This window comes from Micromonospora sp. CPCC 205558, assembly GCF_036902955.1.
Lineage (GTDB): Bacteria > Actinomycetota > Actinomycetes > Mycobacteriales > Micromonosporaceae > Micromonospora.
Window position 1 is genome coordinate 1 of the sequence record NZ_JBAKHR010000023.1, and the last position, 13,547, is coordinate 13,547.

A 13,547-nucleotide genomic window follows, 5' to 3' on the forward strand; every position below is an offset into this window, starting at 1 on the left:
TGCCGGGCCGCCCCCCGGGCCGGCGGCGCGGGCGGCCGGGTGGGGGGCCGGCGGCCGGGCGCCGGCCGGGGGGGGGGTGCGCGCCGGCCCGCCGGTGGGATGTCGCTCACGCCGTCTGACGGCGCGTCTTGATCGAGGTGTCGACCAGGTCCCAGACCGCGACCACGGCCGCGCTCAGCGCGATGACCAGGCCGAGGACGTCCCGGTTGTCTGCCTCAGCCAACCAGCTCAGGCGCTCGGCCAGGGCCGGGTTGAGCAGTCGGTCGGAGAGCGCCAACCACGCCAGCGGCACCGCGAACGCCAGGCTGAGCAGCGCCCTGATGCCGAACAGCGGCCAGGTCCAGCGCCCGATCCGGTACTTGACGATCTCGAACACCATGGTGGCGGCGAGCACGACGATCAGCGCCGGCAGCCAGAACGACCACAGCGCCGGGTCGAGGATCGGGATGTTCTCGCCGTCGGTGCCGCGTACCCAGGACTGGTAGTGCTGGAACGGCAGGTACGCGATGGTCAGCGCCAACATGACCACGGATGCGATGGTGTCGGCGAGGGGGATGCCCCGTCGCACCGGTGCGTCAGGCAGTTGGTCGACGGTCCACTCCGGCAGGTCCACGGTGGCCTGCGAGCGTTCGATGATGGCGAAGGTCAGGGTGAGCCAGAAGGTGATCTGCACGGCCACCTGCATGGCCACGACGATGCCGGGCCCGATGGCACCGAAGCCCTTTCCTTCGGCGGCCTCGACGATGGTGAAGATCGTGCCGACGAGCGCCGGGATGAAGCTGAGCAACAGCTTCAGCAGCCGCAGCCAGATCAGGTAGTAGGTCGGGCCGATGAGTTGCAGCCGGCGGTCGGCGTACCGGGCGGCCAGCACGTCGGGGTTGCCCAACTCGGTGAGCACCTCGCGCTCGGCGGTGGCGGTGTCCTGGCCGCCGTCGGTCCGAGCCTCGATCATGTCGTCGATGGAGGCGCGCAGCTCGCTGGCGATCTCGTCGCGGCGCTGGGTGGGCACCGAGCGCAGGGTGGCGGCGAGGTAGCGATCGGTCAGGGTGTTCATCGGTCCACTCCTTGGATCAGCCCGGTCATGGAGGTCTGCACGGCGGCGAGGTCGTCGAGAAGCCGGCTCAGCATCGACTCGCCCTCGTCGCTGGTCCGGTAGAACTTGCGCGGTCGGCTCTCCTCGGTGTTCCACTCGCTGGTCAGCAGGCCCTGGTCCTCCAGGCGACGCAGCAGTGGGTAGAGCGTGTTGGCGTCGACCGGGAAGCCGTGGCCGGTGAGCCGTTGCAGCAGTGCGTAGCCGTAGTCCGGTCGGCGGAGCGCGACCAGGCTGGCCACCACGACGGTGCCTCGACGCAACTCCTGTAGGTGCGTCCGTAGAACGTCCTCGCTAACCATACGTCACACCATACTGTGTGACACACACTGTTGTCTACAGCGATAACAGTGGTGCCGCATACGACAATGTTCCTGATTTGGGCGACGGCAGTAACCGGAGGGTCGTTGCGAGCTGTTCAACGTCCGATATTGGAGTGCAGCCCGGGTGCGCCGCTCTTCAGCGGGGGCGAAGGTCGGTGTTAGGAGGGCCGCCAAGATCGGAGCATCGCCAAAGCCGGACGGCTCTTTGCTCGATGTCCTGCCGCAGGACGCTCAGCGGCGCCCTGCTGGCGGGAGTCGGCGAAGTGCGAGCCTTGACCACCCTCTGCCGGAACTTCGTCACGGAACCCAACTGGACACGCGTCGCGATACGCAGCACCTGCCAGCGCGTATGTCTTCGATTTCAGCCAGAAACCATTGATACGTTGGTGTGGTGCAGCTCCGGTACAACTACCGTGTGTACCCGACGCCGGGCCAGCAGATCGAGTTGGCGAAAGCGTTCGGGTGCGCGCGTGTGGTGTTCAACGACGGGCTGCGTCTGCGTGAGCGGGCACGCGAGGCGGGCGAAGAGTGGATCTCCGATGGGGACCTGTCCAAGCGGGTCATCACCCTGGCCAAGGGCACGCCGGAGCGGGCGTGGTTGGGCGAGGTGTCCTCGGTCGTGCTGCAACAGGCCCTGGCGGACCTGAATGTGGCGTACCGCAACTTCTTCGCCTCGGTTACCGGCAAACGCAAGGGCCGCAAGGTGGCCCCGCCCCGGTATCGGTCCCGCAAGGACAACCGGCAAGCGATCCGGTTCACGAAGAACTCCCGGTTCACGGTCCTAGACAGCGGCCGTCTGCGGCTGCCGAAGATCGGCGAGGTGGAGGTGCGTTGGTCGCGCAGCTTGCCAACCGAGGCCAGTTCGGTCACGGTGATCCGGGACGCGGCCGGCCGGTACTTCGCCTCGTTCGTCGTGCGGACCATGGACGCATCGCTGTCCGAGGTCGAGTCGGAAGTCGGTATCGACCTGGGGCTGACCCACTTCGCGGTTCTCTCGGACGGCACGAAGGTCGCCGCGCCGAAGTTCCTGCGCCGCGCTGCCCGCAAGCTCAAGCGGTTGCAGCAGGCCCTCTCGCGCAAGCGAAAGGGCAGCAACCGCCGAAAGAGGGCCGTCGCGAAGGTGGCTCGAGCGCACGTGCGGGTGGCTGACAGCCGCCGCGACTGGCAGCACAAGTTGTCCACGAAGGTAGTTCGCGAGAACCAAGCGATCTATGTCGAGGACCTGTGCGTCGCCGGTCTCGGCCGGACCCGTCTTGCGAAGTCCGTGCACGATGCCGGTTGGGCGTCGTTTGTGGGCATGTTGGAGTACAAGGCCGCGAGGTACGGGCGCACATTCGGCCGGGTGGATCGGTTCTTCCCGTCCACTCGCACGTGCTCTGTCTGTGGCCAGATCAACGAGAAGATGCCGCTCAACGTCCGAGCGTGGGACTGCCCCTGCGGAGCAGCCCACGACCGGGACGTGAATGCGGCGCTGAACGTGTTGGCCGCCGGACAGGCGGACAACGGAAACGACCGTGGAGCGCAGGTAAGACCGGGACTCGTCCCGGCACCGCGCGGCGAAGCGGTAACCCACCCGGACGCCGCGTGTTCCACGCGCGGCGTGGAGGGAATCCCCGTCCTTCAGGGCGGAGAGGATGTCAATCGAAGCGGGACACGTCCCCGGCGCCCCGGCGCAGGATCTCCGGTTCGGGCCCGGACAGGTCGATCACGCTCGTCGGCTCCATCCCGCAGTCACCGGCGTCGAGCACGGCGTCGAGCTGGTGGTCGAGCCGTTCCTTGATCTCCCAGCCCTGGGTCATCGGCTCCTCGTCGCCGGGCAGGACCAGCGTGCTGGACACCAGCGGCTCGGCCAGCTCGGCCAGCAGTGCCTGGGTGACGGTGTGCCGGGGCACCCGTACGCCGACCGTGCGCTTCTTCGGGTGCAGCATCCGGCGGGGCACCTCCCGGGTGGCCGGCAGGATGAAGGTGTAGCTGCCCGGGATGGACGCCTTCACCAGGCGGAAGACCGAGTTGCTGATCTGGACGAACTGACCGAGCTGGGCGAAGTCGTGGCAGACCAGCGTGAAGTGGTGCCGGTCGTCGAGGTGCCGGATCTGTCGGATGCGGTCCAGCCCGTCCTGGTTGCCCAACTGGATGCCGAGCGCGTAGCAGGAGTCGGTCGGGTACGCCACCAGCCCACCGCCGCGGATCAGGTCGGCGACCTGGCCGATGACCCGGGGCTGGGGGTTCTCCGGGTGCACGTCGTAGTACCTCGCCATGCTCCGAGACTAGTCGTGGGGGAGATGAGGGCCACCCTCGGCGCGGACGGTGGAGCCGCCGAGATCACCTCGGTAGGGTAGGTGCCGGTCGGCTCCGACCAACAAGATCCACACCGCCGGGGGGCGCCACGCATGGCCGATTCGTTCGCGCATCTGCACGTGCACACCGAGTACTCGATGCTCGACGGAGCGGCCCGACTGAAGGACCTGTTCGCCGAGGCCAAGCGGCTGGGCATGCCGGCGGTGGCGATCACCGACCACGGCAACATGCACGGCGCGAACGACTTCTACAACCAGGCGATGGCCGCCGGGATCACCCCGATCCTGGGCGTCGAGGCGTACGTGGCGCCGGAGTCGCGCTATCACAAGGCACGGGTCAAGTGGGGTCGCCCGGAGCAGAAGAGCGACGACATCTCCGGTAACGGCGCGATCACCCACAAGACCATGTGGGCGAAGAACGCGCAGGGCCTGAAGAACCTCTTCACCCTCAACTCCCGCGCCTCCATGGAGGGGCACTACGTCAAGTGGCCCCGGATGGACATGGAGTTGATCGCCGAGCACGCCGAGGGCATCATGGCCACCACCGGCTGCCCGTCGGGCGCGGTGCAGACCCGACTGCGGCTGGGCCAGTTCGACGAGGCGCTCAAGGTCGCCGCCAGCTACCAGGACATCTTCGGCAAGGACAACTACTTCCTGGAGATCATGGATCACGGCCTCTCCATCGAGAGCCGGGTCCGCGAGGGGCTCACCGAGATCGCCCGCAAGCTGGACATCCCGCCGGTGGTCACGAACGACTCGCACTACACCCACGAGGCGCAGGCCACCGCCCACGACGTGCTGCTCTGCGTGCAGACCGGCAGCAACATCGACGACCCGAACCGGTTCCGGTTCGAGGGCGGCGGCTACTTCGTCAAGAGCGCCGACCAGATGCGCGCGGTGGACTCGTCCGAGCTGTGGCAGCAGGGCTGCCGCAACACCCTGCTGGTTGCCGAGAAGGTCGACCCGAAGGGCATGTTCGAGTTCCACAACCTGATGCCGCGCTTCCCGGTGCCCGAGGGCGAGACCGAGGAGTCCTGGTTCCGCAAGGAGACGTTCGCCGGGCTGGCCCGCCGCTACCCGAACGGCATCCCGGAGGGGCACGTCGTCCAGGCGGAGTACGAGCTGGGCGTCATCAACCAGATGGGCTTCCCGTCCTACTTCCTGGTGGTCGCCGACTTCATCCAGTGGGCCAAGAACCAGGGCATCGCGGTGGGACCGGGCCGTGGTTCGGCCGCCGGCTCGCTCGTCGCGTACGCGCTGGGCATCACCGACCTGGACCCGATCCAGCACGGCCTGATCTTCGAGCGGTTCCTCAACCCCGAGCGGGTCTCGATGCCGGATGTCGACATCGACTTCGACGAGCGTCGGCGCGGCGAGGTGATCAAGTACGTCACCGACAAGTGGGGTGAGGACAAGGTCGCCCAGATCGCGACCTTCGGCACGATCAAGGCGAAGGCCGCGATCAAGGACTCGGCCCGGGTCCTCGGCTTCCCGTACGCGGTCGGCGACCGGATCACCAAGGCGATGCCACCCGCGGTGATGGGCAAGGACATCCCGCTCACCGCCATCTTCGACACCAAACACCCCCGCTACGCGGAGGCCGGCGAGATCCGCGGCCTGTACGACTCCGACCCGGACGTCCGCAAGGTGATCGACACGGCCAAGGGCATCGAGGGGCTGATCCGGCAGACCGGTGTGCACGCCGCCGGCGTCATCATGTCCGCCGAGCCGATCATCGAGCACATCCCGTTGATGCGCCGCGACGCCGACGGGGCGATCATCACGCAGTTCGACTACCCGACGTGCGAGTCGCTCGGGCTGCTGAAGATGGACTTCCTCGGCCTGCGCAACCTGACGATCATCGACGACGCGGTCAAGAACATCGAGCTGAACCACGGCCGGAAGCTCGACCTGCTGGGCCTGCCGCTGGACGACAAGGCCGCGTACGAGCTGCTGGCCCGCGGTGACACCCTGGGCGTGTTCCAGCTCGACGGTGGGCCGATGCGGTCGCTGCTGCGGTTGATGAAGCCGGACAACTTCGAGGACATCTCCGCCGTCCTTGCCCTGTACCGGCCCGGCCCGATGGGCGTCGACTCGCACACCAACTACGCGCTGCGCAAGAACGGCCTGCAGGAGATCACGCCGATCCACCCGGAGCTGGAGGAGCCGCTGCGGGAGATCCTGGCGCCCACCCACGGCCTGATCGTCTATCAGGAGCAGGTGCAGCGAGCCGCGCAGATCCTCGCCGGCTACACCCTCGGTCAGGCGGACCTGCTGCGCCGGGCCATGGGTAAGAAGAAGAAGGAGATCCTCGACAAGGAGTTCATCCCGTTCCGGGACGGCTGCCGCGAGCGCGGCTACTCCGACGAGGCGATCCAGGCCGTGTGGGACGTCCTGGTGCCGTTCGCCGGGTACGCCTTCAACAAGGCGCACTCCGCCGCGTACGGCCTGGTCTCCTACTGGACGGCGTACCTCAAGGCGCACTACCCGGCCGAGTACATGGCCGGGCTGCTGACCAGCGTCGGTGACGACAAGGACAAGATGGCCCTCTATCTGTCCGAGTGTCGCCGGATGCGCATCCAGGTGCTGCCACCGGACGTGAACACCTCGGCCGGGCCGTTCACCCCGGTCGGCAAGGACATCCGCTTCGGCCTGGCCGCTGTGCGCAACGTCGGGGCGAACGTGGTCGCCTCGATCATGCGGTGCCGGGAGGAGAAGGGCGAGTACACCGACTTCTACGACTTCCTGTCCAAGGTGGACGCGGTGGTCTGCAACAAGAAGACGATCGAATCGCTGATCAAGGCGGGCGCGTTCGACTCGATGGACCACCCCCGCAAGGGCCTGCTCGCGGTGCACGCCGACGCGATCGACGCGTACGCCGACGTCAAGCGCAAGGAGGCCGTCGGCCAGTACGACCTGTTCGGCGCCGGCTTTGGTGACGCCGACACCGGCAGCACCACGGTGATGCCGACCATCGGCGACAGCGAGTGGGACAAGCGCGACAAGCTGGCCTTCGAGCGGGAGATGCTCGGCCTGTACGTCTCCGACCACCCGCTGTTCGGCCTGGAGCACATTCTCAACGCGGCGGCCGACACCACAATCGCCTCGTTGGCCGAGGAGGGCGCGGTGCCCGACGGGGCGGTCGTCACCCTCGCCGGCATCCTCTCCGGGGTGCAGCGCCGGGTCACCAAGCAGGGCCGCGCCTGGGCCTCGGCCACCCTGGAGGACCTGGCCGGTGGGGTGGAGACGCTGTTCTTCCCCAACACCTACGAGGTGATCGGGCAGTACATCGCCGAAGACGCCATCGTGGTGGTCAAGGGTCGGGTGGACCGCCGCGACGACACCCCACGGATCATGGCGATGGACATGTCCATGCCGGACGTCAGCACCAGCGCCACCAACAAGCCGGTCACCCTCACCATCCCGGTGCACCGCTGCACACCACCGCTGGTGGAGAAGCTCAAGGAGACCCTGGTGCTGCACCCTGGCGACACCGAGGTGCACGTCAAACTGCTCAACGGCGGGCGCACCACCACCCTGCGGCTGGGGCCGTTCCGGGTGGCGGCGACGACCGCGCTGATGGGTGACCTGAAGAGCGTCCTCGGCCCGGCCAACGTGAGCTGACCGCACCTCGGCCCGGTCGGTGTACGTCCGACCGGACCGAGGACGGTTGCTGGGCTCAGACCCGCTCTGGGGCGCTGATCTCCCGCAGGTGACCGTCGGCCAGCCGCAACCAGCGCTGCACGCCGATCTCGGCGAGAAACCGCTCGTCGTGGCTGACCACCACGAACGCCCCCTGGTACGCGGCGAGCGCGCTCTCCAACTGCCCGACGCTGACCAGGTCCAGGTTGTTGGTCGGCTCGTCGAGCAGCAGCAGTTGCGGCGCCGGTTCGGCGCACAGCACACAGGCGAGGGTGGCGCGCAGCCGTTCACCGCCGGAGAGCACCCCAACCGGTAGGTTCACCCGGGCGCCCCGGAACAGGAACCGGGCCAGCAGGTTCATCCGCTTGGCGTCCGGCAGGTTCGGCGCGTACGCGGCGAAGTTCTCCGCCACCGTGCGGTCGAGGTCCAGCAGGTCCAGCCGCTGCGACAGGTACGCGATCCGCCCGTCGGCCCGCCGGATCTCGCCGCCGGCCGGCTCCAGGTCACCGTCGACCAGGCGCAGCAGGGTGGACTTGCCGACACCGTTCGCCCCGGTGAGCGCGATCCGCTCCGGCCCCCGGATCACCAGATCCGCGCCGTCGCCCCCGAACAGCTCCCGGTCGTCGAAGCGGGCCCGCATCCCCTGGCCGGAGAAGACCGTGCGCCCGCCCGGGACGCTGGTGTCCGGCAGGTCGACGGTGATCCGGTCCTCGTCGCGTACCGCCCGCCCGGCCTCGTCGAGTCGGGCCTTGGCCTGCCCGAGCCGGCCGGCGTGCGTCTCCTGCGCCTTGCCCGCCGACTCCTGCGCGCTGCGCTTGAGCCCACCAGCGACGATCCGAGCCAGGCCGGCGTTCTTCAGGTTCTTCGAGGCGTTGCTGGCTCGCCGGTCGGCCCGCTCCCGGGCCTGCTGCATCTCCCGCTTCTCCCGCTTGACCTCCTGCTCGGCGTTGCGCAGGTTGCTCTCGGCCACCTCCCGCGCCGCCTGCACCGCCTCGGTGTACGCGGTGAAGTTGCCCCCGTACCAGCGGATCTCGCCGCGGTCCAGCTCGGCGATGCGGTCCATCCGGTCCAGCAGCTCCCGGTCGTGACTGACCAGCAGCAGGCAACCGGACCAGTCGGTCAGCACCTCGTAGAGCTGGTGCCGGGCCGCCAGATCCAGGTTGTTGGTCGGCTCGTCGAGCAGCAACACGTCCGGGCGGCGCAGCAGTTGGGCCGCCAGACCGAGGGAGACCACCTGACCGCCGCTGAGGGTGTGCAGCCGCCGGTCGAGTTCCAGGTCACCGAGGCCGAGCCGGTCCAGCTCCGCGCGCGTGCGCTCCTCAATGTCCCAGTCGTCGCCGATGGTGGCGAAGTGCGCCTCGCTGGCATCGCCGGCCTCGATGGCGTGCAACGCCGCGATCCGCTCGGCGACGCCGAGCACCTGCGTCACGGTCAGGTCGCCGACCAGCGGCAGGGTCTGCGGGAGGTAGCCGAGCACACCGTCGACGGTGACGCTGCCGCCGCTGGGCCGCAGCTCCCCGGCGATCAGCCGCAGCAGGGTGCTCTTGCCGGCGCCGTTGGGCGCGACCAGGCCGGTACGGCCGCCCGGGACGGTGAAGGACAGCTCCGAGAAGACCGGGGTGTCGTCCGGCCAGGAGAAGGACAGGTTCGAGCAGACGATGAACGCATCAGACATGCGAGTGACCTCAAAGGGTGGGTTGGGCGCGTTCGAGCGCGCCCGACGACAAACGGGACCGGTGGAACGACGTCATGGCCCCGGCGGCTGCGCCTACGCGCGCCGGACCGGTGGCCGAACACATCCGGTCTCACCCGGAGATGTCGTCGTCACCCGCCATGTCTGGTCTCCCTGGTCGTACCGCTAACCCAACTCCGCCGAGTCTAACAACGGATCTTCGCTCCGCCACCGCAATAGGGCGCCGCGCTCGATGTATAGGCCAGCCTATAGCTGGTCCATGTCTCATGAGCCGCCACGTCGCTGGGCGATCAAGACGACAACGGGCTGTTCGTCTTCGATCCATGGTCCCAGGCCGTGCTGCTGGGCCGGCAATAAGGCAGGGGATTGGAGTCGGTGGTACGACGAGGCGATTCCAGCGGTTGAGATTGCGTATGAGGGCTGCCTTGCCGAGGAGCGCAAGCGGTTGGGCCTGACCCAGCGGCAGGTGGCCGAGCTGATGGGTGTCACGCCCGGCCGGGTCAGCCAGATCGAGAACGGTGACCTGGAGGCCAACGAGGTCGCGACGCTGAGCCGATACGCCCGAGCGCTCGGCGCCCGGATGCGGATCATCTTCGACTACGGCGACGACCTCCGTCAGATCGCCTGACCTGCGCGGCACTGTTGCCTGCTGCGACCGTCGATCTTGCACTTACTGTTGTCGAAATACCGCTATTGCGGTCAATGGTCCCGACAGAAAGTGCAAGATCGGCGAGGCGTCAGCGGGGGCGGTACTCGACCTCCGGGCGGCCGGGAGTGCCGTAGCGGGGGGTGCGGGCGGCTCGGTCGACCGTCACCAGGTATTCCAGGTAGCGGCGGGCGGTCACCCGGGAGATGCCGGTCAGCGCGCTCACCTCGGTCGCGGACAGCCCGGCAGCCGTGCGGGTGCCGTCGGTGAGGGCGGCGCGTACCCGATCGAGGGTCTGCGCGTCGAGCCCCTTGGGCAGGCTGTGCCCGGCCGTGCCGCGCAGGGTGGCGAACATCTGGTCCACCTCGTGCTGGGCGGCGACCTCGCCGTCGGCGAGCGCCTGGGCGCGGTAGTCGGCGTAGCGCTCCAGCTTGTCGCGGAACGCGGCGAACGTGAACGGCTTGAGCAGGTAGTGGGTGACCCCGAGGGAGACGGCGGTACGCACCACCGCCAGGTCCCGCGCGGAGGTCACCGCGAGCACGTCGACGCTGCTGCCGGCCGCGCGCAACGCCCGGCAGACGTCCAGGCCGTGCAGGTCGGGCAGCCGAAAATCAAGCAGTACGAGGTCCACGCCGCCGCCCGCGCGCAGGGCCGCCATCGCCGCCCGCGCGGTGTGTGCCACCCCGACCACGATGAAACCCGGAACCCGTTCGGTGTACGCGCTGTGCGCCTCGGCCAGCAGTGGTTCGTCCTCGACGACCAGCACGCGGATGGCGGTCATGACCGCTCGATTCTGCCGGGCAGCCGGACGGTGAACAGGCTGCCGCCATCGTCCGAGCGGCCCACCTCGGCGCTACCGCCGTGCCGGCGCACCACCTGACCGACCAGCGCCAGGCCGAGACCTCGGCCGGTGTTCTTGGTGGACCAGCCGCGTCGGAACGCGTCGGCGACCCGCTCCGGGGCCAGCCCGGGGCCGCTGTCGGCGACCCGGACGACCAGCTCGTCGTCGGATGCGCCGACGAAGACCCGCACCCGGCGTGGCGCCGCCGTGCCGGCCACCGCCTCCAGGGCGTTGTCGACGAGGTTGCCGACCACGGTGAGCAGGTCACCGGTCGGCAGCGGGCTGTCATCGAGGCGGCAGTCTGGCTCGATGACCAGGTCCACCCCGCGCTCGCCGGCCTGCGCGGACTTGCCGAGCAGCAGCGCGGCCAACGCGGGCTCGGTCACCGCGCCGACCACCCGGTCGGTCAGCTGCTGGGCGAGGGCCAGGTCCCGGGTGCCGAGCCGGACCGCCTCGTCGGCGCGGCCCAGCTCGACCAGGGTCAGCACGGTGTGCAGCCGGTTGGCCGACTCGTGGGTCTGCGCCTGCAACGCCTCGGTCAGCGCCCGCACCGAATCCAGCTCGCTGGCCAGGGTGCGCAGCTCGGTCTGGTTACGCAGGGTCAGCACGGTGCCGAGCACCGCGCCCTCGAAGCGGGTGGTCCGCTGGTTGGCGACGAGCACCCGGTCACCGGCGACGATCGACTCGTCGTGGGCGTCGCGCCCGGAAGCGAGCAACTCCGCCGCCGCGGGCGGCAGGTCGATCCCGGCCACCGGCCGGTCGATCACCGGCGCGTCCGCGTCGAGCCCCAACAACCGGCGGCCCTCGTCGTTGACCAGCGCCACCCGACGATCGGTGGTCAGCACGACGAGACCTTCGCGCACCGAGTGCAGAACAGCGTCGTAGTACTCGTACATCCGGGTCATCTGCGCGGGGCCCAGCCCGTGCGTCTGGCGACGAAGCCGGCGACTGAGCAGCCAGGAGCCGGTCGCGGCGAGCGCCAGAGCCGGCGCGGCCACCCCGAACAGCACCGGCAGTTGGCCGAGCAGTTTGCGATTGATCGCCCGGGTGGTGATGCCCACCGAAACCAGACCGACGAGGCGTCGCTGCTCGTCGTACACCGGAACGACCGCGCGCACCGACTCGCCGAGCGTGCCGACGTTGGTGGTGGTGAACGCGCGACCCGCCAGGGCGGGCCCGATCTCGCCGACGAACGGCTCGCCGATCCGGTCCCGGGTCGGGTGCGAGAAACGGGTGCGGTCGGGGGCCATCACCACCACGAAGTCGGTGCCCGTGGCCAGCCGGGTCGATTCGGCGTACGGCTGCAGGACCCTCGCGGGGTCGGCGGTGGTGAGGGCCGCGCGGACGTCGGGGGAGCGCGCCACGGTCTGCGCCACGGCGAGCACCTCCTCCTGCGCGGCCTGGCGGGAGTCGCTGCGGGCCAGCCAGACGGCGCCCGCCGCGCCGGCCAGCACGAGCAACGTCACCACAGTTGCCTGGAGGGCGAAGAGTTGTCCCGCGATGCTCCACTGGCGTCGGGCCACCTCCACCACCTCCTCTTCGCGCCACCGTTGCTGCCGCCGCGGTGAACAGAATGACCGCAAGGCTGTCAACGGGTGAGATGCGCTTCACATTGTCGACATGGACACCACCTCATCCGTCACCACCCCGGCGTCGGCGGTCCGCCGGGACCGTACCCGTTACCTGTATCTGGCCGTCATCGTGGCCGTGTTCGCCGGCATCGTAGTTGGCCTGGTCGCCCCCGATTTCGGCAAGGAACTGAAGCCGATCGGCACCGGCTTCGTCAACCTGATCAAGATGATGATCAGCCCGGTCATCTTCTGCACCATCGTGCTCGGCGTCGGCTCCGTCCGGCAGGCCGCGAAGGTCGGCAAGGTCGGCGGCCTGGCCCTCGGCTACTTCCTGACCATGTCGACAGTGGCGCTGGCCATCGGCCTGGTCGTCGGCAACCTCATCCACCCCGGCTCCGGTCTGAACCTCGGCCCGGACCTCGCCGGCTCCGGCAAGGCCGCCGCCGGTGACGAGGCCGCCGGTACGGCGGACTTCCTGCTCGGGATCATCCCGACCACGCTGCTGTCCTCGCTCACCGAGGGCAAGGTGCTCCAGACGCTGCTGGTCGCACTGCTGGTCGGCTTCGCCGTGCAGGCCATGGGCCGGCGGGGTGAGCCGGTACTCAGCGCCATCACCGTTATCCAGCGGGTCGTCTTCAAGGTGCTCGCCATGATCATGTGGCTGGCGCCGATCGGCGCGTTCGGCGCGATGGCCGCCGTGGTCGGCGCGACCGGCGTGGACGCCCTCAAGAGTCTCGCCCAGATCATGGTGGGCTTCTACGCCACCTGTCTGATCTTCGTGCTGGTCTTCCTGGGCGCGCTGCTGTGGTTCGTGGCCCGGATCTCGATCTTTTCGCTGCTGCGTTACCTGGGCCGGGAGTTCCTGCTGATCCTGTCCACCTCGTCGTCGGAGTCGGCGCTGCCGCGTTTGATCGCCAAGATGGAGCACTTCGGCGTGAGCAAGCCGGTCGTCGGCATTACGGTGCCGACCGGCTACTCGTTCAACCTGGACGGTACGGCGATCTACCTGACCATGGCGTCGCTGTTCATCGCCGACGCGTTGGGCAAGCCGTTGGCCATCGGCGAGCAGATCTCGTTGCTGCTGTTCATGATCATCGCCTCGAAGGGCGCCGCCGGAGTCACCGGCGCCGGGCTGGCCACGCTGGCCGGCGGCCTCCAGTCGCACCGGCCGGACCTCGTCGACGGGGTGGGGCTGATCGTCGGCATCGACCGGTTCATGTCGGAGGCTCGGGCGCTGACCAACTTCGCGGGCAACGCGGTGGCGACCGTGCTGGTGGGCACCTGGACCGGCGAGTTCGATCGGGATCGGGCGGTCGGCGTGCTGAGCGGCAACGACCCGTTCGACGAGGCCACGATGATCGACGAACACGACGACGAGGCGGCGCCCCGCCTCGACGAGAAGGAGGCCATGCCCGTCGGAGCGGCGGTCTGAGTCACGGCGTGG

At 69.0% G+C, this 13,547-nt stretch carries 9 protein-coding genes and 1 pseudogene; 4 read left to right on the forward strand and 6 right to left on the reverse strand.

The window, feature by feature from the left end; translation table 11 throughout:
* Positions 1–106: 106 nt before the first annotated feature.
* Both V6U86_RS23345 and V6U86_RS23350 read right to left on the reverse strand, forming a co-directional pair.
* The gene (locus tag V6U86_RS23345; RefSeq protein ID WP_334506461.1) at positions 107–1,054 is read right to left on the reverse strand and encodes a permease prefix domain 1-containing protein; all 948 of its coding nucleotides are present in this window, start codon (positions 1,052–1,054) and stop codon (positions 107–109) included.
* Entirely contained in the window at positions 1,051–1,392 is a 342-nt protein-coding gene (locus tag V6U86_RS23350; protein ID WP_334506463.1) for a PadR family transcriptional regulator, read from the reverse strand. The genes V6U86_RS23345 and V6U86_RS23350 overlap by 4 nt, the downstream gene beginning before the upstream one ends.
* Positions 1,393–1,828: 436 nt before the next feature.
* On the opposite strand from V6U86_RS23350, the pseudogene V6U86_RS23355 reads away from it, so the two are divergent.
* A pseudogene (locus V6U86_RS23355) lies at positions 1,829–2,839 on the forward strand (RNA-guided endonuclease InsQ/TnpB family protein); the annotation flags it as partial.
* A gap of 211 nt (positions 2,840–3,050) precedes the next feature.
* On the opposite strand, the gene V6U86_RS23360 reads toward V6U86_RS23355, so the two are convergent.
* Positions 3,051–3,671 (reverse strand): L-threonylcarbamoyladenylate synthase, encoded by a 621-nt coding sequence (locus tag V6U86_RS23360; RefSeq protein WP_334506465.1) that lies wholly within the window; start codon positions 3,669–3,671, stop codon positions 3,051–3,053.
* A gap of 132 nt (positions 3,672–3,803) precedes the next feature.
* On the opposite strand from V6U86_RS23360, the gene dnaE reads away from it, so the two are divergent.
* Complete coding sequence (dnaE, locus tag V6U86_RS23365) at positions 3,804–7,334, forward strand: DNA polymerase III subunit alpha (protein WP_334506467.1); 3,531 nt, start codon at positions 3,804–3,806, stop codon at positions 7,332–7,334.
* A 55-nt stretch (positions 7,335–7,389) separates the two neighbouring features.
* On the opposite strand, the gene abc-f is transcribed toward dnaE, so the two are convergent.
* Positions 7,390–9,027 (reverse strand): ribosomal protection-like ABC-F family protein, encoded by a 1,638-nt coding sequence (gene abc-f / locus V6U86_RS23370; RefSeq protein WP_334506468.1) that lies wholly within the window; start codon positions 9,025–9,027, stop codon positions 7,390–7,392.
* Positions 9,028–9,364: 337 nt separating this feature from the next.
* Between abc-f and V6U86_RS23375 the strand changes: the two genes are divergently transcribed.
* Complete coding sequence (locus V6U86_RS23375) at positions 9,365–9,673, forward strand: helix-turn-helix domain-containing protein (protein ID WP_442934999.1); 309 nt, start codon at positions 9,365–9,367, stop codon at positions 9,671–9,673.
* 109 nt (positions 9,674–9,782) lie between these two features.
* Here V6U86_RS23375 and V6U86_RS23380 read toward each other — a convergent pair whose 3' ends face one another.
* Entirely contained in the window at positions 9,783–10,472 is a 690-nt protein-coding gene (locus V6U86_RS23380) for a response regulator (RefSeq protein WP_334506470.1), read from the reverse strand.
* Entirely contained in the window at positions 10,469–12,055 is a 1,587-nt protein-coding gene (locus tag V6U86_RS23385; protein WP_334506472.1) for a sensor histidine kinase, read from the reverse strand. Before V6U86_RS23385 ends, V6U86_RS23380 begins: the two co-directional genes overlap by 4 nt.
* Before the next feature lie 97 nt (positions 12,056–12,152).
* Here V6U86_RS23385 and V6U86_RS23390 point away from each other — a divergent pair, with 97 nt between their 5' ends.
* Positions 12,153–13,535 carry a cation:dicarboxylate symporter family transporter gene (locus V6U86_RS23390; RefSeq protein WP_334506474.1) on the forward strand — a complete coding sequence of 461 codons (1,383 nt, stop codon included), beginning with the start codon at positions 12,153–12,155 and terminating at the stop codon, positions 13,533–13,535.
* Positions 13,536–13,547: the final 12 nt, after the last annotated feature.

Coding starts and splice junctions, on each gene's coding strand:
- V6U86_RS23345 (WP_334506461.1), bottom strand. CDS start 1,054: ATGAACACCCTGACCGATCGCTACCTCGCCGCCACCCTGCGCTCGGTG.
- V6U86_RS23350 (WP_334506463.1), bottom strand. CDS start 1,392: ATGGTTAGCGAGGACGTTCTACGGACGCACCTACAGGAGTTGCGTCGA.
- V6U86_RS23360 (WP_334506465.1), bottom strand. CDS start 3,671: ATGGCGAGGTACTACGACGTGCACCCGGAGAACCCCCAGCCCCGGGTC.
- dnaE (WP_334506467.1), top strand. CDS start 3,804: ATGGCCGATTCGTTCGCGCATCTGCACGTGCACACCGAGTACTCGATG.
- abc-f (WP_334506468.1), bottom strand. CDS start 9,027: ATGTCTGATGCGTTCATCGTCTGCTCGAACCTGTCCTTCTCCTGGCCG.
- V6U86_RS23380 (WP_334506470.1), bottom strand. CDS start 10,472: ATGACCGCCATCCGCGTGCTGGTCGTCGAGGACGAACCACTGCTGGCC.
- V6U86_RS23390 (WP_334506474.1), top strand. CDS start 12,153: ATGGACACCACCTCATCCGTCACCACCCCGGCGTCGGCGGTCCGCCGG.